The 26,291-nt window shown below is 65.2% G+C and carries 25 protein-coding genes; 13 read left to right on the forward strand and 12 right to left on the reverse strand.

Going from position 1 to position 26,291, the window contains the following annotated elements; all coding sequences use genetic code 11:
- Positions 1-21: 21 nt before the first annotated feature.
- Entirely contained in the window at positions 22-1,068 is a 1,047-nt protein-coding gene (locus EV580_RS23380; RefSeq protein ID WP_133694027.1) for a ferredoxin reductase, read from the reverse strand.
- Positions 1,069-1,138: 70 nt separating this feature from the next.
- On the opposite strand from EV580_RS23380, the gene EV580_RS23385 reads away from it, so the two are divergent.
- A complete protein-coding gene (locus tag EV580_RS23385; protein WP_286171772.1) occupies positions 1,139-1,876 on the forward strand; it encodes a TetR family transcriptional regulator in 738 nt (245 codons plus the stop codon).
- Here the strand turns inward: EV580_RS23385 and EV580_RS23390 are convergent.
- On the reverse strand, positions 1,873-3,051 hold the full coding sequence (locus EV580_RS23390) for an acyl-CoA dehydrogenase family protein (RefSeq protein ID WP_255496734.1): 1,179 nt from the start codon (positions 3,049-3,051) through the stop codon (positions 1,873-1,875). The two genes, EV580_RS23385 and EV580_RS23390, sit on opposite strands and share 4 nt — an antisense overlap.
- Before the next feature lie 42 nt (positions 3,052-3,093).
- Entirely contained in the window at positions 3,094-4,344 is a 1,251-nt protein-coding gene (locus EV580_RS23395; RefSeq protein WP_133694030.1) for a cytochrome P450, read from the reverse strand.
- Between the two features lie 245 nt (positions 4,345-4,589).
- On the opposite strand from EV580_RS23395, the gene EV580_RS23400 reads away from it, so the two are divergent.
- From EV580_RS23400 to glgX, 8 genes are all read left to right on the forward strand, one after another.
- Positions 4,590-6,146: an aldehyde dehydrogenase family protein gene (locus EV580_RS23400; protein ID WP_286171775.1), complete on the forward strand. Its 1,557-nt coding sequence runs from the start codon at positions 4,590-4,592 to the stop codon at positions 6,144-6,146.
- Between the two features lie 15 nt (positions 6,147-6,161).
- The gene (locus EV580_RS23405; RefSeq protein ID WP_133694032.1) at positions 6,162-6,965 is read left to right on the forward strand and encodes a hypothetical protein; all 804 of its coding nucleotides are present in this window, start codon (positions 6,162-6,164) and stop codon (positions 6,963-6,965) included.
- A gap of 49 nt (positions 6,966-7,014) precedes the next feature.
- Positions 7,015-7,659 carry a TetR/AcrR family transcriptional regulator gene (locus EV580_RS23410; RefSeq protein WP_166654845.1) on the forward strand — a complete coding sequence of 215 codons (645 nt, stop codon included), beginning with the start codon at positions 7,015-7,017 and terminating at the stop codon, positions 7,657-7,659.
- Between the two features lie 55 nt (positions 7,660-7,714).
- On the forward strand, positions 7,715-9,058 hold the full coding sequence (locus EV580_RS23415; RefSeq protein ID WP_133694035.1) for a Rieske 2Fe-2S domain-containing protein: 1,344 nt from the start codon (positions 7,715-7,717) through the stop codon (positions 9,056-9,058).
- Positions 9,059-9,283: 225 nt separating this feature from the next.
- The gene (locus tag EV580_RS23420) at positions 9,284-9,964 is read left to right on the forward strand and encodes an HAD family hydrolase (RefSeq protein WP_133694037.1); all 681 of its coding nucleotides are present in this window, start codon (positions 9,284-9,286) and stop codon (positions 9,962-9,964) included.
- A complete protein-coding gene (locus EV580_RS23425) occupies positions 9,961-10,665 on the forward strand; it encodes a pyrimidine reductase family protein (RefSeq protein ID WP_133694038.1) in 705 nt (234 codons plus the stop codon). Before EV580_RS23420 ends, EV580_RS23425 begins: the two co-directional genes overlap by 4 nt.
- Positions 10,662-11,120, forward strand: coding sequence for a hypothetical protein (locus EV580_RS23430; RefSeq protein ID WP_133694040.1), 459 nt, complete (start codon positions 10,662-10,664; stop codon positions 11,118-11,120). The genes EV580_RS23425 and EV580_RS23430 overlap by 4 nt, the downstream gene beginning before the upstream one ends.
- 67 nt (positions 11,121-11,187) lie before the next feature.
- The gene (glgX, locus tag EV580_RS23435) at positions 11,188-13,320 is read left to right on the forward strand and encodes a glycogen debranching protein GlgX (protein ID WP_133694042.1); all 2,133 of its coding nucleotides are present in this window, start codon (positions 11,188-11,190) and stop codon (positions 13,318-13,320) included.
- A 210-nt stretch (positions 13,321-13,530) separates the two neighbouring features.
- Here the strand turns inward: glgX and EV580_RS23440 are convergent, their stop codons facing one another.
- From EV580_RS23440 to EV580_RS23460, 5 genes are read right to left on the reverse strand one after another with little or no spacing between them, the layout of a single operon-like run.
- Positions 13,531-14,136 carry a GNAT family N-acetyltransferase gene (locus tag EV580_RS23440; RefSeq protein ID WP_133694044.1) on the reverse strand — a complete coding sequence of 202 codons (606 nt, stop codon included), beginning with the start codon at positions 14,134-14,136 and terminating at the stop codon, positions 13,531-13,533.
- 9 nt (positions 14,137-14,145) lie between these two features.
- Positions 14,146-15,033, reverse strand: coding sequence for an SDR family NAD(P)-dependent oxidoreductase (locus EV580_RS23445; protein ID WP_166654846.1), 888 nt, complete (start codon positions 15,031-15,033; stop codon positions 14,146-14,148).
- Positions 15,030-15,824, reverse strand: a complete 795-nt coding sequence (locus tag EV580_RS23450; protein WP_133694047.1) for an enoyl-CoA hydratase/isomerase family protein — start codon at positions 15,822-15,824, stop codon at positions 15,030-15,032. Before EV580_RS23450 ends, EV580_RS23445 begins: the two co-directional genes overlap by 4 nt.
- 18 nt (positions 15,825-15,842) lie before the next feature.
- Positions 15,843-17,081, reverse strand: coding sequence for an NRAMP family divalent metal transporter (locus tag EV580_RS23455; RefSeq protein WP_286171776.1), 1,239 nt, complete (start codon positions 17,079-17,081; stop codon positions 15,843-15,845).
- Complete coding sequence (locus tag EV580_RS23460) at positions 17,078-17,914, reverse strand: PRC-barrel domain-containing protein (RefSeq protein WP_133694051.1); 837 nt, start codon at positions 17,912-17,914, stop codon at positions 17,078-17,080. Before EV580_RS23460 ends, EV580_RS23455 begins: the two co-directional genes overlap by 4 nt.
- A gap of 79 nt (positions 17,915-17,993) precedes the next feature.
- Here EV580_RS23460 and EV580_RS23465 point away from each other — a divergent pair, with 79 nt between their 5' ends.
- The 4 genes from EV580_RS23465 (at position 17,994) to EV580_RS34325 (ending at position 21,233) form a co-directional block, all read left to right on the forward strand.
- Positions 17,994-19,289 carry an acyl-CoA dehydrogenase family protein gene (locus EV580_RS23465; protein ID WP_133694053.1) on the forward strand — a complete coding sequence of 432 codons (1,296 nt, stop codon included), beginning with the start codon at positions 17,994-17,996 and terminating at the stop codon, positions 19,287-19,289.
- Entirely contained in the window at positions 19,289-19,960 is a 672-nt protein-coding gene (locus EV580_RS23470; RefSeq protein ID WP_133694054.1) for a TetR/AcrR family transcriptional regulator, read from the forward strand. The genes EV580_RS23465 and EV580_RS23470 overlap by 1 nt, the downstream gene beginning before the upstream one ends.
- A 123-nt stretch (positions 19,961-20,083) precedes the next feature.
- Positions 20,084-20,491, forward strand: a complete 408-nt coding sequence (locus EV580_RS23475) for a hypothetical protein (RefSeq protein WP_133694056.1) — start codon at positions 20,084-20,086, stop codon at positions 20,489-20,491.
- Positions 20,492-20,618: 127 nt separating this feature from the next.
- On the forward strand, positions 20,619-21,233 hold the full coding sequence (locus EV580_RS34325) for a hypothetical protein (RefSeq protein WP_286171777.1): 615 nt from the start codon (positions 20,619-20,621) through the stop codon (positions 21,231-21,233).
- 1 nt (position 21,234) lies between these two features.
- Here EV580_RS34325 and EV580_RS23485 read toward each other — a convergent pair whose 3' ends face one another.
- The 4 genes from EV580_RS23485 to EV580_RS23500 all read right to left on the reverse strand — a co-directional run bounded on the left by EV580_RS23485 (position 21,235) and on the right by EV580_RS23500 (position 26,162).
- On the reverse strand, positions 21,235-23,589 hold the full coding sequence (locus EV580_RS23485; RefSeq protein ID WP_166654847.1) for a VWA domain-containing protein: 2,355 nt from the start codon (positions 23,587-23,589) through the stop codon (positions 21,235-21,237).
- A 35-nt stretch (positions 23,590-23,624) separates the two neighbouring features.
- Entirely contained in the window at positions 23,625-24,536 is a 912-nt protein-coding gene (locus tag EV580_RS23490) for a PASTA domain-containing protein (RefSeq protein WP_166654848.1), read from the reverse strand.
- A gap of 203 nt (positions 24,537-24,739) precedes the next feature.
- On the reverse strand, positions 24,740-25,282 hold the full coding sequence (locus EV580_RS23495; protein WP_133694061.1) for a hypothetical protein: 543 nt from the start codon (positions 25,280-25,282) through the stop codon (positions 24,740-24,742).
- An 88-nt stretch (positions 25,283-25,370) separates the two neighbouring features.
- Entirely contained in the window at positions 25,371-26,162 is a 792-nt protein-coding gene (locus EV580_RS23500; RefSeq protein WP_133694062.1) for a hypothetical protein, read from the reverse strand.
- Positions 26,163-26,291: the final 129 nt, after the last annotated feature.

Here is a 26,291-nt window from a genome sequence, read left to right on the forward strand (position 1 = left end):
CCTTTCGTCTCACAAGTGCGTTTACAACGCGATCTCGACGTCGCCCACGGGGACGGACACGCAGATCTGCACGTCCTCCTCGTCGGCGGTCGATACCGCGCCGGTGGTCACGTTGCGCACGGCGCCGCGATGCTTGCGGCGGGTGCAGGTGTGGCAGATGCCCATCCGGCATCCGCTGGTGGGGTTCAGTCCGGCGTCCTCGGCCTGGTCGAGCAGGGGACGTCCGTCGTCAGTCGCTTCGACCTTGCTGTCCGCGAACAGGATTCGTCCGCCCGACGGCGCGTCGGGGACCACGAAAGGCATCGGGACGAAGCTCTCAGACGACACTTTCGTGCAGTGTGCGCGCACGGAGTCGACCAAAGTGGGCGGGCCACAGACGAATACGGCATCCGGGTCGGCCATCGCGGTCTGCAGGTGTTCCTGGCCGAAGCGGCCGTCGAGCTCACCGCCCGGGGAACGGGTGTAGCCGTGCAGGACTCGGTATCCCGTGGCGGCGAGCTCGGCTCGGTAGCACGCCTCGTCCGGGGTACGGGCGTAGTGGATGAAGGCGATCTCGCCGTCGTAGTTCTCGGCGTGCAGGGTGCGCAGCATCGACATCACCGGGGTGATGCCACTGCCACCGGACACGAACAGGATGCGCCCGGGCCTGCGGTCGGGCAGGACGAAGTCGCCCGCCGGGTCCGACAGCCCGACAACCATGCCGGGCCGGGCGTGCCGATAGAGGTGGCCCGATACCAGGCCGCCGTCGTGGGTTCCGATCGTCAGCTCGATCAGTGGGGATCCCTCCGCACTGGCCGGCGAGTAGCAGCGGGTGTGGCGGCGGCCGTCGATCTCCACCGTCAGGTTCAGGTGCTGGCCGGCGCGGTAGCCGGTGACAGCAGCATTCGGGTCCAGGAGCAGGGTGACGCTGCGCGGAGTGGTCCGTCGTACGTCGACAACCCTGGCGCGAGCGTCGGTGGTCCAAGTCGGGTCCACCAGCTCGGTGTACCGGTCGACGCCATGCGGCCCGGTGAGCAGATCGACCAGCGGCGAGCGGAGCACCTTCTTGGTCAGAGTTTGAGTGAACATGTGTACACCGTGACTGGTGAAACTGCACGTCGTCAAGGGATCGAGCCAGAGTGTGGTAGCGTTCACAACAGTGAACAGTCGTACGCCGAGCTCACGTCGTGAGCGCTCAAGCAGGTCTCGCTCGCGGGAGACGCCCTCACGCGAAGAGCGCAAAGAGGCCACCCGCAGGGCGATCATCGCGGCCGCGCTGAAGCTCCTCGACGAGCGCAGCTTCAGCGGTCTCAGCCTGCGTGAAGTCACCCGTGAGGCCGGAATAGTGCCCGCGGCGTTCTATCGGCATTTCGAGTCGATGGACGCCCTCGGCCTGGTGCTCATCGACGAGTCGTTCCGCACGCTGCGCGAAATGTTGCGCAGCGCACGCGCGGGCAAGCTGGACCCGAATCGGGTGATCGAGTCGACGGTGGAAATCCTTGTCGCCGGCGTGGCCGAGCAGCGCGAGCACTGGCGGTTCATCGGCCGCGAGCGCTCCAGTGGTGTCACGGTGCTGCGGTATGCGATCCGCACCGAGATCCGGCTGATCACCTCGGAGCTGGCCACCGACCTGGCCCGGTTCCCCGGCTTGAACACGTGGAGCACCGAGGATCTCAACATCTTGGCCAGCCTGTTCGTGAACTCGATGATCATCATCGCCGAAGCCATCGAGGACGCTCATGACGCGGCCGCGCTCGACGAGATCAAGCGCACCGCCGCCAAGCAGCTGCGGATGATCACCGTGGGCGTCAACGCCTGGCAGCCCGAGGAGGGCGAGGACGGCGACGGCGACGCGGCGGCCGAAGCGGTCAGTGATGGCTCGGTACCGCAGACCTAATACGAGCGGGGCAAGCCCAGCGAATGCTCTGCCACGAAGTTGAGGATCATCTCCTTGGAAACCGGTCCCATGTTGAGCATGCGTACCAACCAGAAGTACGGCGCCAGCTGATATTCGTAGGTCACACCGTTGCCGCCGTGTACCGCCACGGCGGTGTCCAGCGCCTCCAGACCTGCTGCCGCGCCCAGGTATTTCGCCATGTTGGCGAGCTCACCCACTTCTGCACCAGAGTCGTAGAGCGCGCAGGCACGATCGGTGAGCAGTTCAGCGGCTTGCAGATGGATGTGCGCGGCCGCCAAGGGGTGTGCCACGCCTTGATGCGCGCCGATGGGCGTATTCCATACCCGCCGTTCATTGGCATACCCGACCGCCTTGTTCAGCGCGTACCGCCCGATACCGGTGCAGAGTGAACTCGTCAGGATGCGTTCGGTATTGAGGCCGGTGAAGGCGACGGCAAGGCCCTTGTTCTCCTGTCCGATGAGATTCTCGACAGGCACCGTGACGTTGTCGAAGAACACCTGATGGCTTCTGTCCGGCTGATTCATCACGGTGCGGATCGGCGTCCACGACAGGCCTGGCGAGTCGGTGTCCACCATGAACACCGACAGCCGGGCCCGACCGCCACTTTCGTCGAATGCGGTGCGCGCGACCACCATCACCCATTGCGCTGACTCCATACCGGTGATGAACACCTTCTGGCCGTTGAGCACATAGGTGTCGCCCTCGCGGCGCGCGGTTGTCGAGATTCGGTGTGCATTCGACCCCGCATCGGGCTCGGTGATCGCGAAAGACAGTCGGGTGTCCCCGCTTGCCACCCCCGGCAACCATCGTGCCTTCTGCTCGTCGTCGGCGCTGCGATCCAGAATTGTCCCCGTCACACCGGAAGAGAACAGCATCGACTGCATCGGGCAACCGGCAACGGCCGCCGCGTGGACGACGATCGCCAGTTCACTCAATCCCAGACCACCACCGCCGTACATCCCCGGCAGGTGTACACCTAGATACCCGTTGGCGCCCAGAGCTTTCCACAGATCCGCACCGCTTCCACCGATGTCGACCTGCTGTTGGTAATAGTCCGGTCCGAACTGCGCGGCGATCCCACCTACGGCCGCACGGATTGCGCGGTGTTCGGAGGTCTCCGCCAGAGTGGTCCCGGTGTGAATCGCCATCGTCATCCTTTTGATCGTGTTGTGCGGCAACAGCCAACGGCCCCTCGGTCAGGCCGGTGTCATAACAATGGGGAGTTCGTAGACACCGCGGGTGAAACTGTCGCGGACATAGGAGATCGGACCGGCAGGGCGGATGTCCTTCGTCCGCTGCAGTACCTCCTCGAGCAGAATCTTCATCTCGAGCATCGCAATGTGCTTGCCCAGACACGCGTGCGGACCACGTCCGAAACTCAGGTGTCGATTTGGGGTTCGCTGCAGATCGAAGCGCGTCGGCTCGGCGAACGCGGCGGAATCGAAGTTCCCGGATGGCAGCAGGATACACACTCGCTCACCCTGGGCGATCGGTTGACCATGTAGTTCGATGTCCTTGGTTACGGTGCGGACAAAGTGCACGAATGGCGTTGCAATACGCACGATTTCGTTTATCGCCGTCTCCGGGATGTCGTCGGCATGGTCACGCAGCCAGGCCATCTGATCCGGTTCGCGCATCAGCTGGTGCAGGCCGTGACTCAGCGCGCTACGGGTACTCTCCGCAGCTCCACTGGCGAGAAGCACGATGTTGCCGAGGATTTCGTCCTCAGACAGCGCATCATCGGCCTCAGCCTGCACCATCTTGGTGACAACGTCATCGCCCGGAGTGGCTCGTTTACGCGCGGCCAACTCGCCTGCATACGCGGTGAGAGCGAAGATGGCCTCGAGCACCGACTCGAACGACGGCGCCAGCCGGGTATCGAACGGGGCGGCGAATCGATCCACCCAGTCGAAGAACTGCGGACGTTCGGCGACCGGAACCCCCAGCACGTCGCCCACCGCCTCCATCGGCATCACGTGGGCGACGTCGGTGACGAAGTTCAGAGTGCCCTTTTCCAGCGCCTCATCGACGACGCGACGTGCATAGCCGCGGAACTTCTCTTCCAGTTGACGGACCATCGTCGGGGTGAAGCCGCGGTTGATCACCTGGCGTTGACGGCGGTGGTCGGCGCCGTCTCGCGTGAGCATGGCGGGCTTACCTCCGACAGTCGGGTCGATCGGGTTGACCGTCCAGATATTGAGCTGGCCACGGTCGGCGGCGAACGTCTCGGAGTCGCGGTCGACGGCGGAGATGTCGTCGTAACGGGACAGCACCCACACCTGCTTCATCAGCATCGGGTCGTCGAAGGTCTGGAGGTAAACCGGTTCGTTGTCGCGGAGATACGCATACTGATCCAAGGGCAAGCCAAAGGTGCCGGGGTTGCCCTGTTCGTAAGTCTCCGGCGCAAGGACGCTGATGTGGGTCCGCCGGTCAGCCAGACGGGTCATTTCGGTACTGCCTCTCATTGGATTTCTTGAGATGTGCTGAAGTGGAGGCTATTTCGGGCTCATGGTCGATCAGCCAGCATCGGCGCCCCGCAGGAAGTCCTGTCAGAGTGAAGCAGGCCGTGCCGCGTCATGTCAAGGGACATTTATGTCCCTTGTTTCCCATCGGTGCCGGTGGCATCATTGCCGCATGGCCAGAACGATCGTTAGCTGACGGCCACAGACGTTCGTTCGATGCAGGAGGCAGTGTGCTCACCCCATCCCCCGACGGGCTGACCGGGGCCATTCCCACCCGTCCGCATATCGAGGTGCGGTCCCCTGCCGATCGCCGGTTGGTGGGCCGCGTACCGGACATGAGCGCAGCCGAGGTCGATACTGTCGCCCGCCGGTTACGCGACTCACAACCCGGCTGGGGCGCCCTCGGATTCCAGGGCCGACGCATGTGGCTCGGGCGCTTTCGGGACTGGATTCTCGACAACGAAGATCGGCTCTTGCGGCTCGTGCAGGACGAGACCGGCAAGACGTGGGGGGATCTGCCGATCGGTGAGATCGTCGCCTCGGTCGACGTGCTCAACTATTGGGCGCGGCACGCCGAACGTTTCCTGGCGCCGCGAAAAGCCCTTCCGCACAACGTGATGATGGCAACCAAGCGGATGCGCGTCACCTATCAGCCGTATCAACTCGTCGGCTCGATCACTCCGTGGAATGCTCAACTCGCGATGCAGATGCTCGACATTCCCGCGGCGCTGATGGCCGGATGTGCGGTCCTGACCAAAGCGTCCGAGGTGACGCCGATGGCCTGGGCCGCCGCTGTCGAAGGCTGGAAGGAGATCGGCGCACCTGATGTCCTCGATGCGGTGACCGGGCGCGGTGCTGCCGGCGCGGCCGTCGTCGACGCCGTCGACATGATTCAGTTCACCGGCAGCGTCGGAACGGGTCGTCGCATCGGTATGCGGGCGGCCGAGCGAATGATTCCGTGCTGTCTGGAGCTCGGCGGAAAAGACGCGATGATCGTGCTCGCCGACGCCGACGTCGACCGAGCGGCCAAAGCCGCAGTGTGGGGCGGCTTTTACAACGCCGGACAGATTTGCGTCTCGATCGAGCGCGTCTATGTCGAGGCTCCGGTGTATGACGAGTTCGTCACCAAGGTCGTCGAACTGACCCGCAAGCTCAGGGTCGGCACCGACGCGCCCGGCAGCTTTGGCGCAGACGTCGGAGCGGTGGCCACTCCGGATCAGCTCGCCATCATCGAGCGCCACGTCGCCGATGCCGTGGCCAAGGGAGCGGCGGTCGCTGCCGGAGGAGGCACCCTCGAGGGAACTGGCCTGTTCCACCAGCCCACGGTGCTGCTCGATGTCGACGAGACGATGGCCTGCATGGTGGAGGAGACGTTCGGGCCGACGCTGCCGATCGTCAAGGTCGCCGACGCCGACGAAGCTTTGCGGCGGGCCAACGAGTCGGAGTTCGGTTTGGCTGCAAGCGTGTTCACCAAGAATCACGCCAGGGGTCGGTTGATTGCGGAGCGCATCGACTCCGGTTCGGTGAACGTGAACAACGTCATGACCAACGTCTTTCAGTTGCCGGTGCCGTTCGGTGGGCGCCGCAACTCTGGTCTGGGCGCGCGCCACGGCGGCGCCGAGGGTATCCGCAAGTACTGCTGGCAGAAGTCGATCATCGAAGAGCGGTTCGATCTGCCGTCTGAGATCTATTGGTATCCGACCAAGGCTCGCAACATCCGATTGATGACCCGCGCGGCCCGGTTGCTGTCGGCCGGCGACTGGCGACGCCGACTCTTTGCACGCTGATCGACGGGAGTGACGATGGAATCAACTACGGCGAGCCGGTCGATACAGAAGGCGTGCGTGTGGGCCGGACCGTTGATGGGCCTCATGTTTGTCGTCGGATTCGTCACCGCGGGATTCTTTCCGCCGCCCTCACCGGACATGACGGCACCGGAAGTCGCCGCGATGATCGAGCAGAATCGGACGGCGATCCGGATTGGCGTTGTCATCTGCCTGGCGTCCTGCCCGCTGTTGATGCCCTTCCTCGCATCGTTCACGATCCAGATGCGGCGCATCGAGGGTCTGCGCCCGATCATGGCCTACACCCAGTTAGCCCTTGGCGCACTCGCCACGATCGAGTTCGTCATCCCGTATGTGTTCATGCTTGTGTCGACGTATCGGGCAGACCAGAACCCGGACGTGACGCGAGCGCTCTATGACCTGAGTTGGTTCTTCTTTCTCGGGGTGATCTCGACTTTCGTCCTGCAATTGCTGCTGTTCGGCGTCGCGGTACTCGTCGACGCTCGGGCTGATCCGGTGTTCCCGAGGTGGCTCGGATACGCCAATATCTGGTTGGCCCTTACCTTTACCCCCGCCAGCTTCCTGGTGTTCTTCAAGACCGGGCCGCTGGCATGGAACGGCGTGTTCGTCTGGTGGGTGCCGGTCTTCGCCTTCCTGTTGTGGTTCGTGCCCAATTTCGTCTACCTGCTGAGGGCAATCGATCGCGACGACCGGCTCCCGTGTAGTCCGCACGACAATCTGGAGCAGGAGGTGGCCGCACTAAAGGCCAGGCTCGACCGTATTGAACCTCTGGCGGCCTGTGACCGGCCCCATGCTCGCTGATCCGCGGTTCGCGAACGTTCTCGGGCCCGAATGCGGCACGATCGCATCCATGGGCAAACTGAATCCCGCCGCCGGTGAAATCCGCACGCGGCGCCGCTCTACCGATCTGCGGGCGATGGTCGTCGAGGCCGCAGAACAGGAATTCAGTCAGCTTGGCTACAAGGGCGCGACGATGGCCGGAATCGCCGTTCGGGCCGGCGTCACCCGCTCCGTGCTGACCCGCCATTTCGCCACCAAGCCAGAGCTGTTCGCCGAGGTGATGACCAAGCCGCTGCTGCAGTTCATCGACGAGTGGACACGTCGGTGGACCAGCCGGCTCGACGGACAGCCCACGGAGCCCGAACTCGTCTACGAGTTCATTTCGGATCTGTACCGCAACAGTCGCGCCCACCTCGGCGCACTGCGACTGCTCATGTTCTCCGGCGAACATCTTGAACCCGCTATCCGAGAACAGGTTTGGGGAACCCTCAACAAAGGTCTCGGAGCTGTCCTGGACATCGCCAATCGCGAGATCGGCTCGCACGGATATCCGACCCGGAATGTCGACGTCACTGTGCGGGCGCTCATCAGCCTGGTCCTCGGTTACGTCACCGTGGACCCCGCCTTATTGCAGACCAAGAGCAGCGACGACGAGGTGGTAACCCACCTGGCCTCACTCATTCTGTACGGCCTGGCGTTGGAGCCCGCACACTAAGGGACATAATTGTCCCTTGACACAGCGTAGCCACACCCCCAGACTGTGATCACGCGTGCTCGCCGACGGCGAGACGACCCAGTCCAGCAAGGGGTGTGCGATGACGGCAGGCATGGTTTCGGAGACTGCTCCGCAGGCGGCCGGCGGGCACGGCGCCGGAACCGCCAGTGGATCGGGCTCCACCCCCAAAGGCGTTCTCAATCTCCAATATCCGATGTCGTACTGGCAGATTGCGTTCTCGCACGACCTCGCCAATGAGTCGGTGATTCCGCTGAGGGTGCTCGAACGCGATGTGGTGTTGTGGCGCGACTCAGCGGGAACGGTTCACTGCATGGCCGCCCACTGTCTGCACCTGGGGGCCAACCTGGGCTACGGCGGCGAAGTGGTGAAGGACAGCCTGCGCTGCCCGTTCCACGCGTGGCGCTATGGGCCCGACGGCAAGGTGGTGCACGTGCCAGGAATCGACGGATCCCCAAAGACGAAGCGGTGCCTGCCGACCTTTCGGGTGATCGAGCGCTACGGGACCATCTTCCTGTGGAATGGACCAGAACCGGCTGACCACGATCTACCGGACTTCCTGGCCGATGAGGGGATCGCCGAAGATTCGATCTTGTTCGAGCATGTCCGGTACAAGTTACCGTTCCCAGCCAAATGGTTTGTCGAAAATCTGCCTGACTCAGCCCATTTCGCAGGACTGCACCGGTTGGGATCCTGGGGTGACACCGAGATCATCGCCCAGTCGGAAACCCGTATCGAATACGTGTGCCACTTCCACGGTAGAGCCCCCTATGTCGGCTGGGAGGACGTCAAGCGCAGTTACCGCCGGGGCGAGATGTGGGGGGTGTCGGATGCGGCCGGCGGTGACTTTCATGCGACGACCTACGGCGGCGGGCTGCATCTGATCGACCTGACCGCCTCACCACCGGAGTTGGCGGAGAGTCGGGCGAGGATCACAGCGCGAGTGCCCCGGGCCACCATTGCCTTGACCGAGAAGATCAACGAACTCAGCGACAGCGCGCGGCTCATCCTCAGCTTCACACCTGTCGATGTGGACAGCCACATCGTTTACCTGACGATGATCGTGCCCAAGATCAAGAATCCCGTACTGCGACTGGTCGGTCGCCCGCTGGTGCGCTCATTGTTGGTGCGCCGCAACTGGTTTGCGATCATGCAGGACACCGCGCTGATGATGTACCGCCAGGAGCCGAAGCACCCCTCGTACAACAGATTCGATCGCGGCCTGGTGAGATTCCGCCGCTTCTGGGATAGCAGGCTACTCGACCGCAGCTTGTGGGCCGGCGACAATGTCCACAGTGCGGGAGCACGGGCGGGCTGCGCGTGGCCGGACGATCCCACCGCAGCGGCGGGCGGCACCGTGCCGACCGGAGGCGAACGATGACGCGTCGAATCGGCACCTGGAGCGCCGTCCTGCTCGTCGCGCTCGTTGCAACCCGGGCGTACCGGCATCACCGTCGTCGTCAATTGATCTTGATGCCAAAGGGAATCAACACTGCAAACGGCGTCACCATGCGCGGTGCCATGAAGGCGGCTCGGCCCACCTCAATCGGCCGAGCCCGATCGGCCGGTTGACGGTAACTACCGCGCATGTGGGTATACGGCCCTCATGCAAACGCCCCGACCCGCGGTGCTCTTCGACATAGACGGCACTCTCGTCGACTCGAATTACCTCCACGTGCACGCGTGGCAGCGGGCCTTCCACGAAGTCGGCCTGCCCGTCGAGGCCTGGCACGTCCACCGCTCGATCGGCATGGACGGCGACACACTCGTCGACGAACTGTCCAAAGGCGCTGACGACGATGTGCAGAAGCGGCTCAAGGACTTACACACCCGCTACTACGAGGCCGACGCCGAGTTGCTGGCCGCCCTGCCCGGCGCACGTCAGCTGTTGCAACGGGTGGCCGACTCCGATCTACAGGTCGTGCTGGCCACGTCGGCACCGGAGAACGAACTGGCTCTGCTGCGCGCGACGCTGTCCTGCGATGACCTGGTATCGGCCATCACCTCCTCGGAGGACGTCGAGCAGGCCAAGCCCAGGCCCGACATCGTCAACGTTGCACTGCAGAAGGCGGGGGTGAGCGCCGAGCATGCCGTGTTCGTCGGCGACACGATCTGGGATGTCGAGGCCAGTGCGCGGGCCGGGGTCCCGTGTATCGCCGTGCTATCGGGCGGAATCTCGCGTGGTGAGCTCGAACAGGCCGGGGCCGCAGCCGTTTTCGATGACACCCAGGATTTGTGTGAGCATCTCGATCGTTCGCCGATCGCCGCGCTGATTGGTCGCCCATGATCTTCGACGAACTGGTGACGCTGTACCGCGATCCGCCCGACGGGGTGCGCGTCAACATGATCATGTCGCTGGACGGCGCTGCCGCATTCGCCGGACGGGCCGGGCCGCTGTCGGACACCAACGACCAGAACCTGCTCTTGGCGTTGCGCGGCTACGCCGACGTCGTGTTGGTCGGCGCGGGCACGGTGCGCGCCGAAGGCTACGGTCCGGTGCGACTGACCGCCGACCAATTCGTCGAGCGCTGGGAGCGGTGGGGCATCGAGTCCGCCCCGCCGATCGCGGTGGTGACCCACACCGGCCACGTGCCCGCCTCGTTGTTCGCCAAGCCCAAGCAGCGGCCCATCCTGGTCACCACCGCGCACCTGGCGCACGCGCACCCGGAACTGCGTGAACATGCCGACCTTCTGATCGCCGGCGACACCGCGGTCGACATCGCCTCGGCGGTGTCCGTCCTGCAGGCCGGCGGCATGCGGCGGATCCTGTGCGAGGGCGGTCCCACCCTGCTCGACGAGCTGGTGTCCAACGACTTGGTCGACGAAATGTGCCTGACCATCTCGCCCACCCTGGCCGCCACCGCCGAAATCGACCGCCCGGGTGCGCACGGTATGAACGCGCCCGCCCGCCTGTCGCTGGGGCACGTCGTGACGGTCGACGACTACGTCTACTTGCGCTACACCCGGCCCGGCCAGGGCAGCCTGTGAGCGAGCCACTGGGCCGACGACCCGAGGGCATCGACGACGCCACCGTCGAAGCGGTCGGAGCACTGTCCGAGGCGCTGGAGTACGTCGAGCGGGCCCGAGGTCACCTCTACTCGTTCCACCAGCTGATGGGTCATGCCGACCTGCTGCTCGGCGAGACCTGCGACAAGCTGCGCGCGGCGGGCCACGCCGAGGTCGCGGCCGAGTTGGAGACCGAGCTCGTCGGCCGCAACGTGCTCAACGGCCGGTGGACCTTTCAGGTCGTCGAGGAGTTCGACGACACGTACTGGTCGGTGTTCCGCGAACACGAGCGCAGGGTGCGTGACCAGCTGATGGAAGGGCACCGCCACGTGTTCGAGGCCGAGATGAAAGAACGGCGTCGCACCAAGGGCCATCCCGATCACGACGCAACTCCAACCGCCGAATTGTCACGACAGTCACAAACATCTCCCAGCTGATTTGGCGCCGGCGGTTCCGGGGTACCCCGCACAATCCGGCCCGCCAATTCGCTCGTAGGGAGTCCATGTGACCAACGCCGCCACGCAAGAGGTATGGCCAGGTAAGGCCTATCCCCTGGGTGCCTCCTACGACGGCTACGGCACCAACTTCGGGGTGTTCTCGGAGGTGGCCGAACGCGTCGAGCTTTGCCTGTTCGACGAGGACGGAACCGAGACGCGGATCGTCCTTCCCGAAGTCGACGGCTTCGTCTGGCACGGCTATCTGCCCGGTGTCGAACCGGGCCAGCGCTACGGCTACCGGGTGCACGGCCCCTACGACCCCGCCGAGGGGCAGCGATGTAACCCGAACAAGCTGCTGCTGGATCCATACGCCAAGGCCATCGACGGCCACTTCGACTGGAATCAGTCGCTGTTCGGCTACGACTTCGGCGACCCGGACAGCCGGAATGACGACGACTCGGCGGCAAGCATGCCCAAGTCGGTGGTCATCAACCCGTACTTCGACTGGGGAGTCGACCGGCCGCCACAACGCGAGTACGCCGACAGCATCATCTACGAAGCCCACGTCAAGGGACTGACCCAAACGCACCCCGACATCCCCGACGCGATGCGCGGAACCTATTCGGCCATCGCACATCCGGCGATCATCGATCACCTGAAAGCCATGGGCGCCACCGCGATCGAGCTGATGCCGGTGCATCACTTCGCCAACGACTCCACCCTGATCGACAAGGGATTGTCAAACTACTGGGGCTACAACACCATTGGGTTCTTCGCCCCCGACAGCAAGTACTCGGCCAGCGCCACACCCGGCGGTCAGGTCCAGGAATTCAAGGCGATGGTCCGTTCGCTGCACGAAGCGGGCATCGAGGTGATCCTCGACGTCGTCTACAACCACACCGCCGAAGGCAACCACCTCGGTCCCACGGTGTCGTTCCGCGGCATCGACAACGGCGCCTACTACCGGCTGGTCGACGACGACAAGCGGTACTACATGGACTACACCGGCACCGGCAACAGCCTCAACGTCGGGCACCCGCATTCCCTGCAGCTGATCATGGACTCGTTGCGGTACTGGGTGCTCGAGATGCACGTCGACGGTTTCCGCTTCGACCTCGCCGCGACCCTGGCCCGGGAGTTCTATGACGTCGACCGGCTGAGTGCGTTTTTCGAACTGGTGCAACAGGATCCGACCGTCAGCCAGGTGAAGCTCATCGCCGAGCCGTGGGACGTCGGCCCCGGCGGCTACCAGGTCGGCAACTTCCCGCCGCAGTGGACGGAGTGGAATGGCAAGTTCCGCGACACCGTCCGCGACTTCTGGCGCGGTGAAGACGCCAGCCTCGGCGAGTTCGCCTACCGCTTGACCGGCTCGGCAGACCTCTACGAGCACACCGCGCGCCGCCCGGTCGCGTCGATCAACTTCGTCACCGCTCACGACGGCTTCACGCTGCGAGACCTGGTGTCCTACAACGAAAAACACAACGACGACAACGGCGAAGACAACAACGACGGGGAGAGCAACAACAGCTCGTGGAACTGCGGGGTCGAAGGCCCCACCGACGACCCCGAGATCAACGCATTGCGAGCTCGCCAGCAGCGCAACCTGATTGCCACCACCATCCTGTCCCAGGGCGTTCCGATGATCTCCCACGGCGATGAGCTGGGACGGACCCAGGGCGGCAACAACAATGGGTACTGCCAGGACAACGAGATCACCTGGATCGACTGGGCCGGCGCCGATACTGAGCTGCTGGACTTCATCGCGTCGGTGTCCGCGCTACGTGCGGCCCACCCGGTGTTCCGTCGGCGGCGGTTCTTCAACGGCCGCCCCGTCCGCCGCCGCGGCAGTGAGGGTCTGCCCGACATCTCCTGGTTCCGCCCGGACGGGTCGGAGATGAGCGACGACGACTGGGATTCCGGCTTCGGCAAGTCGGTCGCGGTCTACCTCAACGGCCACGGCATTCCGGATCTGGATCCGCGTGGTCAGCGGGTGACGGACGACTCGTTCGTGCTGTGCTTCAACGCCCACCACGAACCCATCGAATTCACCCTGCCGCCCGCGGAGTTTGGTAAGGCTTGGCAACCTGTCGTGGACACCGCCGGCGGACCCGGCGAGGTCGACGATGCCGCTGTGGTGAAGTCCGGCGGACCGGTGCGACTCGAGTCCAGGGCGATGTTGGTACTGCGTGCCGCGGAATAGCGCGCTCACGCTGGAAGCACGCCTTGTGCAATAAAAGAACCAGATCACGGCCGATCCCCTCCCCTCCGGGGGACCCGCCATGACCCGTTTTGCACCCGACCCCGATTATCACAATCAGGAACGTGCGATGCGCAGTTTTCAACAACTTGAATTCAAGCATTTCTGCGCACGCAGCAAACACTCAGGAAGACAAGGCTTTTGCGCTGGTGATTACCGCGGCGCCCGCCACATCGGCCACAACGACGGACCGCCCTCGGGCAGCGCGATCTCGCCGGTCACTTCGAAGCCGAACCGCTCGTAGTAAGGGATGTTGACGGGGTTGCTCGACTCCAGATAGGCGGGGGCATATTCAGCGTCGCACCGATCGAGCCGGGACTGCATCAGCGCCCGACCGAACCCACCGCCTCGCACCGTCGGATCACTGCCGATCATCGCCAGATACCAGTGCGGTTCCTCGGGATGGTTGGCTTTCATCAGGTCAGTCAGCGTGCGTGCGGCCGCCAGCCGGCCCCGGAAGGCCCGCATCACGCCGGGCAGCATGGCGAGTTGCTCACGGGGTGACTGCATCCAGCGGCCCGGGGGATCCCATAGCGCGGCAGCGGCCACCCCGTCCTCGGACACCGCGACCTCGGTGCCGCGGCCGGCCAGAAAGTGGTGGCGGGTCAGCGCACTGAACAATCCGGGCAGTGCCGCTTGGCGGCGCGCGGCGTCGGGTTGCACCCACGCCATGACGGGGTCGTCCTGGAACGCCCTGGCCATCACCCGCGCTAGTGCTGGGATGTCAGCTTTGCGGGCTGGACGAACATCGATGGCCACCACTGCAGGTTAGCCATCCAAGTTAAGTTCGGCTTGGCGCTGCGACCACTCCCACAGCCGGGCGGCTTGTTCCGGGTCAACGGCCCAGGCCGCATACCCGCCCTCAGAGCCGTCCACCATCGGATCGGCGACGCCGCAGTCCTCGAGGTAGCACCCGCCGAGCCTGTCGAGCTCGGGGCTGGTTGCCGCCCACACCGTGGTCGCCGCACCGTGCGCGACGTCGGTCACCTCGAGGTTGGCCAGCGTGCCGCCCTCACTGAAATCGTCGCGGGTCATGTGCCGAGCCAGGTCGGTGTAGACGACGCCTGGATGCACGGCGAAGGAGTGCACCCCGCGTGCGCCCCAGCGCCGCTGCGCCTCGACGGTGAACAGCACGTTGGCTGTCTTGCTCTGTCCGTACGCCTGCCACTTGTCGTAGGCGCTCTCGTCGTCGTAATTGGGGTCGTCCCAGCGGATACCGCTGAGCTGGTGCCCGCGGCTGGACAGGTTGACGATGCGGGTGCCTTCACCAAAGCGGTCGACCAGTCCGGTGGTGAGCACGAAGTGCCCGAGATGGTTTGTGCCGAGCTGCATTTCGTAGCCCTGAGCGGTGCGCGACAGCGGCGGCGCCATCACTCCGGCGTTGTTGATCAGGACGTCGATGCGGTCGTGGCGCGCGGCGATGTGCTCGGCAGCGGCGCGTGCCGAGCGCAGATCGCCGAGTTCGAGCACGACGGTCTCGCAGTCGATCGCCTCGCGGGTCTTGTCGACATCGCGCACCGCGGCCACGATCGTCGCCCCGGCGCCCTGCAGGGCGCGGGCGGTCTGCAATCCCAACCCCGTCGAGGCACCGGTGATCACGACGGTGCGTCCCGTCAGGTCGATTCCGTCGAGGACGTCGGTTGTCGTGGGGCTCATGCAGGATCTCCTGTCGAACTGGCGGTGGATTGCCATCGAGGCGCGCGCTTCTCCCGCCAGGCGGCCGGCCCTTCGGCCGCGTCGGGACCGCCCATCAATCTCAGATGCACCGCGGTCTCCTCGGCCGCCACCTCGTCGGCATTCTTCTCGGCCCACAGCAGTCGCTTGCTGTAGGCCACCGAGGCGGGGTTGGCGTTGACGGCGACATCGCGGGCCAGGTCCAGCGCCGCGGGCAGCACGTCGTCAGCGGGCAGGGCACGGCTGGCGATACCGAGCGCGGCGGCCTCGCTGCCGCTGAACGTGCGCCCGGTGAGCAGGATGTCGCCGGCCACGGCCAGGCCGACAGCGTGCTTGAGGGTGTAGTGCACGGCGCAATCGCCGATCATGCCCCGGCGTACCTGCGGGATGGCGAGTTTGGCGTCCTGCGCGACCAGCCGGATGTCGCACTGCAGTGCCAGCGTCAGGCCGATGCCGATCGCGTGCCCGTTGACCGCGGCGATCACCAGCTTGCGCACCCGAAAGGCCGGCGGCTGGACGGGCGAGGCACTGAATCCGGCCTCCGGTGTGTCGAAAGCGGCGGCCTGCGCCGTCATGTCGGCGCCTGCGCAGAACGCCCGTCCCGACCCGGTGACCACGACCGCACGGATCGTGTCGTCGGCATCGCAGCGGCGGTAGGCCTCGCCGAGCGCGGTGGCGGTCTCGCCGGAGAACGCGTTGAGCCGGTCCGAGCCATCCAGGGTGATCAGCGCGACGCCGTAGGAGTCGACGTCGACGCGGACGGCGGTGCTCACGATGGTCCTCCCTTCTCGTCAGCTCAGGACCGTGGTCACAGCCAATGCCACTACACATATCAGCACCATCGCTGTGGCCACGCCGTAGCCGACCAATCCCTTACGGCTGATCGCGAACCGGCCCATGAGGTCGGCGTCGCGGCCCAGCCCGATCATGGTGAACATCAGCGGACCGAGCAGCACCGCATTGAGCACTTGAGTCCCGACCAGGATCGCCACCAGGGGAACGTTCGGTATCAGGACGGCGCCCGCGCCGATCACGGTCACGAAGCCGTAGGTCAGGTAGAAAGTCCGGGCGTCGCGGTATGAGTCGTCGATCGCGGCTTCCACCCCGGCGTATTCGCACACCGAGTACGCGGTGGACAGCGGCAGGATTGACGCGGCCAGGAAGGCGGCACCGATCAGCCCGACCCCGAAGAGCTTGGCCGCCGCCTCGCCGGCCAGCGGCTGCAACGCGATTGCGGCGTCAGCGGCATCGGCGATGCTCTTTCCGTCGCGATGCAGGGTTGCGGCGCACGCGACCACCACGAAGAACCCGATGATCCCCGTCAAGACCGCCCCGGTGACGACATCCACCCGCTCCAGGGACAGGTCGTCGGTGCGGAGCTTCTTGTCGACGGCGTAGGACTGCATGAACGACAGGCCCCATGGCGCCAACGTGGTGCCCAGTGTCGCGGTGACGATGGCGATCGCAGGTGCGGTCATCGGCATCGTCGGCACGAAGGTGCCGTGCAACGCGGCGCCCCAGTCTGGCTTGGCCAAGAATCCTGAGGCGATATAGGCGAGGAACACGGTGGACAGCAGCAGCAGTAACCGCTCGACACGATGGAAGCTGCCCCGGAGCACGAGCAGCGACACTGCCAGTGCCGCTGCCGGCACGCTGATGTACCTGGTGACACCGAAGAGTTCGAATCCCGCTGCTATTCCTGCGAATTCGGCGCATGTGGTACCCACGTTGGCTACGACAAGTGCGGCCAGCACGGCCGCGCCCACCGCGACACCGTAACGCTGGCGCACCAAACCGATCAGCCCCTGGCCGGTGACGACGCCCATCCGGGCGGCAAGGCTGTGGAAGACGACCAGGGCGACCGTGGATAACAGAAGGACCCACAGCAGCTGGTAACCGTGATCGGCTCCGAGGACGGAGTAGGTGGTGATACCGGCCGGGTCATCGTCGGACAGCCCCGCGAGCAATCCCGGTCCGACAACGGCCAGGAGGGCCACGAACTTCGTCGGGGTCCGGGTCGGTGTCGTCACGGCGCCGCTCCCCCGGCATGACGGCGACGTGGCCACACCCGCGATCGGAGGAAGCTCCGGCCCCTGAGACCCGGGGCGTGTTCGAGTCGCTGACGCCATTGGCCGGCATGCTCCTTGGGCATCTCAGACACGATTCGGGCAGCCTCAGTCGTCGGCATCGCCCGGAGCACACGTTCACCGACTGCCGGATGGGCCGTCCGCACCACCTCGGCGGCGACCTCCGGACCTCTGGCCGCCAGAATTTCAGCGGCAGAAGCGGTATCGAGACGGCTGACGAGCACGGCCAGTGCTCGGGCGCCGAGATGGTGCACTGCGGCACGCGGGCTGGCGAGCTGTACGGCGTGACCGCGTTCGGACAGAAGATGCAAATCCGACCACGCGATGGCGTCGGGGCCGAAACGTGCTGCGAGCACTCCTAATCCGAGTCGGCGAAGCACCGCTCCGAATCCGACCTCGACCCCGACCAGCTCGACCGCCCCGCCGCCGGTACGCGCCAACACCACGTCGGCAACACGCGCCAAACGGTAGCCGACAACGTCGACGACCTGGGTGTCGAGCACGTCACGCACCAGCAGAATCTCGTGTGCCCCCAGATCCGCGGAGGCATACCGGGCGGACGCATCAGCCAGGACAACCCGGCCGCGGTCGAACGTGGCCACCTGATCCCACGGCACCAGGAACGCCTCGCCGCGCCGGCGTGTGACCAACACCCGCTCAACCTCGTGGCGGCCAGATTCCGGGGCGAGGCTGACGGTGAGGTCGGCGAGTCGGCCGATCACCGTCCCGTCGGGGCCCAGCACGCCCTGGCCGGTGAGCCGGCTTAGCAACAGCACGATGGAAGCATGCCCGATCGGCGCAGGGCCTGAGCGGCAGTCATTGATTAATGCAGCTGCATCAGCCTATGCTCGCGCCATGTGGGACTTTGAAACCGACCCGGAATATCAGAAGAAACTCGACTGGGTCGAGGAGTTCATGCGGGAGCAGCTCGAACCGCTGGACTTCGCACCGCTGGACCCGTACGAGAAGACCAACCCCGAGGTGCTGCGGGTGCTGCGCCCACTACAGCAGCAGGTGCGCGATCAAGGTCTGTGGGCCGCGCACCTGGGCCCGGAACTCGGCGGCCAGGGCTACGGCCAGGTCAAGCTGGCCCTGCTGAACGAGATCGTCGGACGCTCCCGTTGGGCGCCTTCGGTTTTCGGATCACAGGCACCGGACTCCGGCAATGCCGAGATCCTCGCCATGTTCGGTACCGAGGAGCAGAAGGAGCGGTACCTGCAGCCGCTGCTGAACGGTGAGATCTCGTCGTGCTACTCGATGACCGAACCACACGGCGGTTCGGATCCGGGCCTGTTCACCACGCACGCCGAGCGAGACGGTGACGAGTGGGTGATCAACGGCGAGAAGTGGTTCTCCTCCAATGCGCGCAACGCATCGTTCTTCATCGTCATGGTGGTGACGAACCCGGAAGCCCGCACTCACCAGAAGATGTCGCTGTTCATCGTGCCCGCCGAGACGCCGGGCATCGAGATCATCCGCAACGTCGGGGTCGGCGGGGAATCCGACGATCGCGCTGGGCACGGCTACATCCGCTACAACGATGTCCGGGTACCCGCCGACCATGTGCTGGGCGGCGAGGGGCAGGCGTTCGCGATCGCGCAGACCCGGCTCGGTGGTGGCCGGGTCCATCACGCGATGCGCACGATCGCGTTGGCCCGCAAGGCTTTCGACATGATGTGTGAGCGCGCGGTCTCCCGCAAGACCCGGATGGGGCCGCTGGGCGACTACCAGATGACGCAGGAGAAGATCGCCGACAGCTGGATCCAAATCGAGCAGTTCCGGCTGCTGGTGTTGCGCACCGCCTGGAAGATCGACAAGTACCACGACTACCAGAAGGTGCGCCGGGACATCGCGGCCGTCAAGGTCGCCATGCCGCAGGTGCTGCACGACGTGGTGCAGCGCGCGATGCATCTGCATGGGGCACTGGGGGTTTCCGACGAGATGCCGTTCGTGAAGATGTTGGTGGGTGCCGAGTCACTGGCGATCGCCGACGGCCCGACCGAGGTGCACAAGCTGACGGTGGCCCGGCGCACGCTCAAGGAATATGAGCCCGTCGACACCCTGTTCCCCTCCCAGCACATCCCGACCAGACGCGCTGCCGCCCAGGCCAAGTTGGCCGAGATGCTGGAACACGAGGTCGCCGAACTCTGATGGCGGCCGACACGTCGGCCAACCTGGTGGCCACCGCCGAGCGGCTGTTCGCCGAACGCGGTGTCGACGCGGTGAGCCTGCGTGAGATCGCCCGCGAGGCCGGGGCCCGCAACGTGATGGCGGTGCAGTATCACTTCACCGATCGCGCAGGGGTGCTCGCGGCGATCGCCGACAAGCACCTGCCGATGGTCGATGCCAGCCGCGATGCGCTGCTCGATGCACTCGAGGCCGACGCCGAACCGTCGATGCGGTCGATGGCCTCGGCGCTGGTCCGGCCGCTCGCCGCGAAGCTCGCCGACCCCGACGGCGGCCCGGCTTTCCTGCGGATCCACGCAGACCTGTTGAACCGCCCGGTGCCGACCTTCGACTTCACCGGGCATTCGGCAAGCCTGCAGCGCTGGCGGCAACTGCTCGAGCCGATGTTCGATCCGGTGACGGTCACGCTGCATCCGCGGTTGGGCGCGCTGGTGTACGCCGCGGTCGAATTGGGCAGGCGCGCGGCCACCGCTCCGCACGCCGACGACCGGTTGTTCGTCAGCCACCTGATCGACACGGTTGCCGCGATGCTCGCGGCGCCGCTCTCGGACGAGACCCGGTCGCTGGCCGAGGAGCGGCAGGAGCGGCGCTCGCGGTCTCAGACCCGCACCTCTACAGCGAATACTCAAATCTAGCGATTTGTCTACCGTTCGGCATACACGACCGTCCGCTGTTCGGCCTATATTCGCAGCTAGAACTATTATTTGGAAGATTGTGATGAGAGCCTCTGGCGTAACAGCCAACACATGGAGGAACTCATGGCAAACCAAGAACGTGCTCGCCGTTTTCAGATCGTCACCGCAGGAATGGTGGGCGCGGCGGGCTTCGTAATCGCACTCGCCGGCGCCGGTATGGCGCACGCGGACGGGCTTGTCGCGAACCCGGGATCGGTGGACACCGACGGCACGCAGGGCTCGTGGGCCGAGGCGGTCCACGGTTCTCAGCGCCCGACCCAAGGTGTGCAGTTTGACAGTCACACCTTCGAGAACGGCGGGTGCGAAATCGGACTGGGCAACCAGGTCTGCCATACGTCGGGGCTGTGGTCGAAAGCGAGCAACGACGCCGACAGTGCGCTGGATACCGATGGCATGCAGGCCGACGCGGTCCGCGGACCGAACATCGCCGCCGCACCTCCGGCGAGAGTGTCACTGCCCAGGGGCTACTGACGGTGGCCTCGTAGGCGCCGAGTTGATCGGCTGAGCGCTGGGCGTGTCGCTGGACTGTTGCAGACATCGAGTCGCTTACCTGACAATGGTCGCCACTGCACAGTCGAATCAGCAGGAGCGTCCACCGGTGCCGTTTCACTCCCCTCCCAATTGGCCCAAGCCGCCTCCGGGGTGGGTGCCGGGCCCGGACTGGACCCCTGATCCGTCCTGGCCGCCACCCCCGCCGGGCTGGGTGTTCTGGACCACGTCGGCACCGCCGTCCGCAATACCCCCGTCCACGCTACGGCCTGCCGCAATCACACCACCCAAAGCACCAGCAACACCCCGTTCTGTTGATAAGCCTCGCAGTATTGGCTTCCCTTCTGCATCAACGCCTTCCACCCCTGTTGCGCCTCCGCGGAAACCTGGGATCACAGCTCCCGCGCAACTGTCGACCGCCCCGGTCCGGAATCTGATCGCCCGGCTGGCCGCGCTATGGCGCCGCGGCACCGAGGTTCTCATCGTCTACGTCAATCCGATCAGGCTGGGCTACGCGCTAACCGCCGCAGTCGGTGTCGCCCTGTTCGGCTGGTTCTTCGCCCTATTGCGGCTGTCCCCCAACTGGATTTTCGAGGGCTGGTTGTGGGGCGGCGTCATGCCCGTCGTGGCGATGTTTGTCGGCGTGGCCGTCGGAATCGTCGGTGCCGTCGGAGTACGACGGTGGGATCACGCACGCTGGCTGCGTTGGCGCGCCGCGCCCTGATTCAACTGGCGGATGCGCCGTTGCGCCGCAACCCAACGCCACCCAGCACCAGAGCCACCAGCCCGGCGATAAGGCCGAACAGGGCGCCCACGGTGTGCGACGGAACAACCCGCACCGGGTTGGACACATCCCGCAGCGCCCCGTCGGCACCGATGCCCATGGCGTGCAGGTGATGCTCCCCGGGTCGGATATCGACCGGCAGCGTGACCCGATCTCTGATCGATCCATCGGCGCCGACCTTCGCCGACCCGAGGATCCGCGGTGTCGAATCCAATCGGAAGACGACAGTGGACGACGGGGCGAACCCATTGGCATCAATGTGCGCATCCCCGCCCACGAGGTAGAGATCGGCCGCGCCGAGGGTCGCGTTGGCAATCGCGTTGGTCAACGGGTCCAGCTTCTTCGAGTCCAGCGACACCCAGTTGACCTCGGCCGGATCGGTCATCATCGTCTTGGTGGCCGACCACGCTGAGATCGCCCGCGCCATCGCTTTGTTGCCTGCGGCATTCGGGTGTAGCTGCTCATGATCGCCGGCAGTCAGCAGGTTCTTGGAGAAGTTGGCGAAGTTGTTGGGGGCGTCGCAGATGGTGTGGTTGGGCTGAAACGCCGGTATCACATCGGAGGCGATAAAGATCGGGATGTGTTGGGAGCGCAGTGATCCCACCGCAACCATCAGATCCAGATTGAGCATGTCGATGAATTCGTTGAAGAACACAATCTCGTTGGCGTTGATGCCGATCTCGCAGTGGCCGGCCGCGCTGGCGCCGGCCTGCGCGGAGGGAACAATGCGAGGGTACGGCACGACGATGATGGGGGCGTATTTCCCTCCGCGCTTAGCCCGGGCATCCGGGTCGTTGACCGCCCGATTTACGTCGCGGTAGACCCGGCGCACGCTATCGGCAATCGCGGCAACGCGGTTGGCCGCATCCAGGCGGTACTTCAGCTCATCGGCCGGACCGAACCTTGAGCAGGTCTGCCCGACCGCTGCGACAACACACCAGAAAACCGTGCCCGCGAAGTCGGCGTCGTTACCACCGACGCTCAACAACACCGCTTCCGGTGAGTCCTTGGAGAGCGCCAAGCTCCGCAACCGGCGCAGCTGCGGCTCGACTTTCGTCCCATTCGACACCTTGGTGTCGTAGAAGTCAGCCGTCACCGCGCCAGAACACGCGATCAAGGCCACTTTCTTCGCACCCAGCACGCGCCCGTAGGCATTGGCTGACCGATGGCATTCGTTGCCGCCGGTGCCGCCATTGGTGCCCGCATCATAATCGCCGGCCCCTTCCCCCGACGAGTACGAGTCACCCAGTACCGCAATGCTGTCGACACCCGCCAGCAGCCCGTTCAATGTTGGTTCCGCCGTTGACGTCGTCCCGTCGCGGCGTTGCGGCCTGGCGTTGACGGCGGTGGCGACGACCGTCCAACTGAACTTCTTATCGACCTGAGCGGCATCGGGTCGCACGGTCACCTCGAGTTCCCGCGACTGCCCGGGATCGAGATTGCCAAGGAACTGGATAGGCCGGGGAACCAGCAGTGAACCAGGGTGATTGGCGTCGTCCCGGAAATCCACGGACACCCGCACGTCGGTCGCGGCCTTGCGGCCACTGTTGGCGACCTTGACGACGACCTTGGGGCCGTCTGCGCCGTTGCCACTGACCACCGCCAGCGGATCGGGCACGGACGTCTCAAGTGTCAGCTTCGCACCGCTGAGATCCTCGACCGCATCGCGTAGTTGATCCTTGTCCTTAGCATCGATGTAGCGGCCGCCGGTCGACTTGGCGATACAGGTCAGTTCATCGGCACCCTTGTCGTTGATCTGGAAACCCACTGTATTGACCCGGACTTCGACGCCCTGGGCGGAAAGATCCTTGGCCACCTGACAGACATCGTTTGAGCCGCAATTGGATTCGCCATCGCTGACGAGCACGACGGTGCCACGCTGCGTCGGGCTGTTCTTGATCAGCTCGGCGGCATGTCGCAGAGCCGGCGCGGTCGGGGTATCGCCGTCCGGGGTCAGCCTGCGCACCGCGGCTGCAGTAGTCGGCTGATCCAGCGGTCCCAGCTTGATCTCGACCTTGCCCTCCGAGCACCCGTTGACGAGGCGGGCGCCGTTGCCCGGGTAGGCGATCAACGCGAATTGGGTCTGCGGCGGAAGGGCATCGACCAGGCCGAGAACCGCGGAACGCGCACCCACGATCCGTTCTGTTCCGGAGTCGTCCTTCTCCGCCATCGAGCCCGATGTGTCGAGCACAACGATGACGGGGTTGTAGGCGTCGTTGGTGGTGGTAGTGGTCGCTGGGTCGGCCTGCGCCGCCGGAGCGGCAATGCCCGCTATCGCAGAGAGATTCAGCGTCAACGTGACTGACAGGAGCAACCGGAGGGCCCGACCTATCATTGCGCCGCAATCGCATTGAGCCCCTCAGGCAGTCCGAGGAGCTTCCCGTCGCCGAGTATCACCGTCGGGCTCTGCTTGGGATCCACCGTCGTGACCTCGATCCGCATCCGCATCACACCATTGAGGTCGGCGCGGATCGGCGTCGACTGGCCCAGTCCCACATCAGCTGACGCCAGCTCCCGGCCGTCGCCGAACACCACTACATGTGCCGGTCCCGTCTTACCTCGGTCGTCGGTTCCGACGGTCGCCTCAAGCGCAGCAGCTTGCCGAGACAGCGCATATTCCACGAACGCCGGCTTCTCGCCCGGCTCACACCTGACGCTGTCACCGACAGTGGCTCCGCTGATGGTGACGTTGTCCACTGTCCCGCAACGCGTATCGTCGACCGAGTTGACCGACGCCAGCGTCAGGGCATCACCGGGATCGCCGACGGTGATCGAAACGACTGTCGGCATGGTCTCGCCCGGCTTCGGGGAGATGTCGATGATCTGGCCCTTCGGGACCGACGGGTTGAACTGCGGCACGATCTCCACCACGGCGCCGAGTTGTTCCAAGGCGGTGCGACCTTCGGTCATCGGCTTACCGACGACGTCGGGCACGGGTGCAGGAACGGAGACCGTCAGGTCAATCGCGTCGACAGAAGTCGTTCCAGCAGCGGGATTTTGGGCCACCACCATGGCCGATGGTCCCGCCGCCGGGCGTTCTTTGACGGTCAGCTTCACCCCGCTGAGCGCGGCGTCGCTCAGCACCGTCTGCGCCACGTCGCGGTTCAGGCCCAGAACCGCCGGCATGGGCTGCGCCTTGCGGTCCTGCGCAGACAGCAGGTCTCCCGGATTCACGTTGATGGCTTGCTCAGCCACCACCGTCGGTGGAATCAGCAGATAGGTCAGCGCCCCACCGACCAGCAATAGCCCCACAATAATGGCCGGCCAACGCATTCGTACCAACCATCCCCGCTTTCGCGCAGATGCCGGGATCGCTGTCGTTGGAGCCGCGGCCGTGTCGGCGGGCGGCGACGGCTGCGCACCGCGGCCCCACACCGGCTTAGCCCGATCGTCATTGCCAGGTTGATCTTGGCCACGGACCATTGCTGTCCCTTTTTCGAGGCAGGTTAGGGGTATTGCGTCGGCGGCTGCATCCCCGGCGGCGCAGCTGAGATTGGACGGCTCGATATCACGTACTGCCAGGCAGCGATTGCCAGCACCGCAATCAAACAAATCAGGGCGATGATCAGCCCGGAACCGAGCCCCACACCAAGGTCCCCGTCTCCGCCGACCGTCCGCCGTAAACCCCGCATGCTCACTTCTTTGGCCAATGGGCCCGTGACCGAAGTCGTCCGATTGGGCCTCATGGCCACCGCGGCGGTGAGGACGAGCGTGCAGACGGCCAGCGCCGCCGTCCCACCCCAGAGGGTCCGGTTCAACCCCGACACCGCCTGAGTCATCGCCACCGCTGCGGCGACTGCCAGTGTCAACGGAATGACCGCAGCCACAGGAAGATTGCCGACGATCCAGGTGTAGAAGCCGAAGTGGACACCGACAGTCTGCTCAACGTCGTCGCCGTCCATGACCATGAGCCCAGGGCTAAGATCCGACAGCGCGACCTGAAGCGTCCAGATCGGCAGAAGAGTGCTCAACAATCCGATGACCGCCACCGCGCCCATCAAGGCGGCGGGCAGCCAGGTGATCGGTGGCCGCCTGACGGGGATATGTGGGCCGGGATATGGGCCGGTCATCCGCCGCTCACCACCGCGGCTGAATGGGCGGCACCGTCCCACCCGGCGGCGCGGCCGGCGGGGCCACGACATTGCGCTTGAACACCATCACCACCGCGGCCGCCCAAGCGGCCGCTCCGAAGATCAGGGCGATGATCAAGCCGGCTCCAGGACCCACCGAGGCGACCGAGTTGACAAAGTCCTCGACCGTAACGCTGCCGACGTTCTTTTCGAACTTCGTGGCCATCTGCCCGGTGAGTTCCACCGACGGTAGGGGGCTGCTGATCGTCAGCATCAACGCCAACAACGTTCCAGCGCCGGCGAAGACCGCGGCCAGCGGCGCCGTCTTGCGGTCAGCACCCAAGACAACCGGGACCGCACACAGCGCGGCCAACACCATCAAGACCGGAACAGCCTGCGCCACAATGGGTGGCGCGAAGATCGGCATCACATCGTAAAAGCCGATGTCGACATTGATCTGGCCGGCCGGCGCGTCGTTGTGCGGCACGCTCGCCGCCGAGGGCGTCACGGTGACGCTGTACAAGCTCAGCAGCGACCCGAACAGCACGATCAAGCCCGCCGCCACGACAACGGCCGCGGCTATTTTTGGCGTGCCCAGCGCGGCGAGGTTGATGCTCGGGCGTGGAGCGCCGTAGGACTGCTGAGCCCACTGCGGCTGCGACTGCGTGCCCGGCGCCGGCTGACCGTACGAAGCCCCGGCGGGAAAGGCTGACTGTCCCGCAGGTTGGCCGTACCCCGGGACCGGGTGTGGGCCCGGCTGCTGTCCTGGGTAGTGCTGCGGGTCATACGGATTGCCCACAAATGGCCCCTAACTTCTATCCGTATCGACGCACGACGGTCGATGCTTTGCCGGAAGCATGCCAGTCTCTGACGGTCTCTGTGTAGCAAGGAAATTATTGGTCCAGCTCGAGCCCGCCACATTCGTACG

It is taken from the genome of Mycobacterium sp. BK086 (genome assembly GCA_004362315.1).
Lineage (GTDB): Bacteria > Actinomycetota > Actinomycetes > Mycobacteriales > Mycobacteriaceae > Mycobacterium.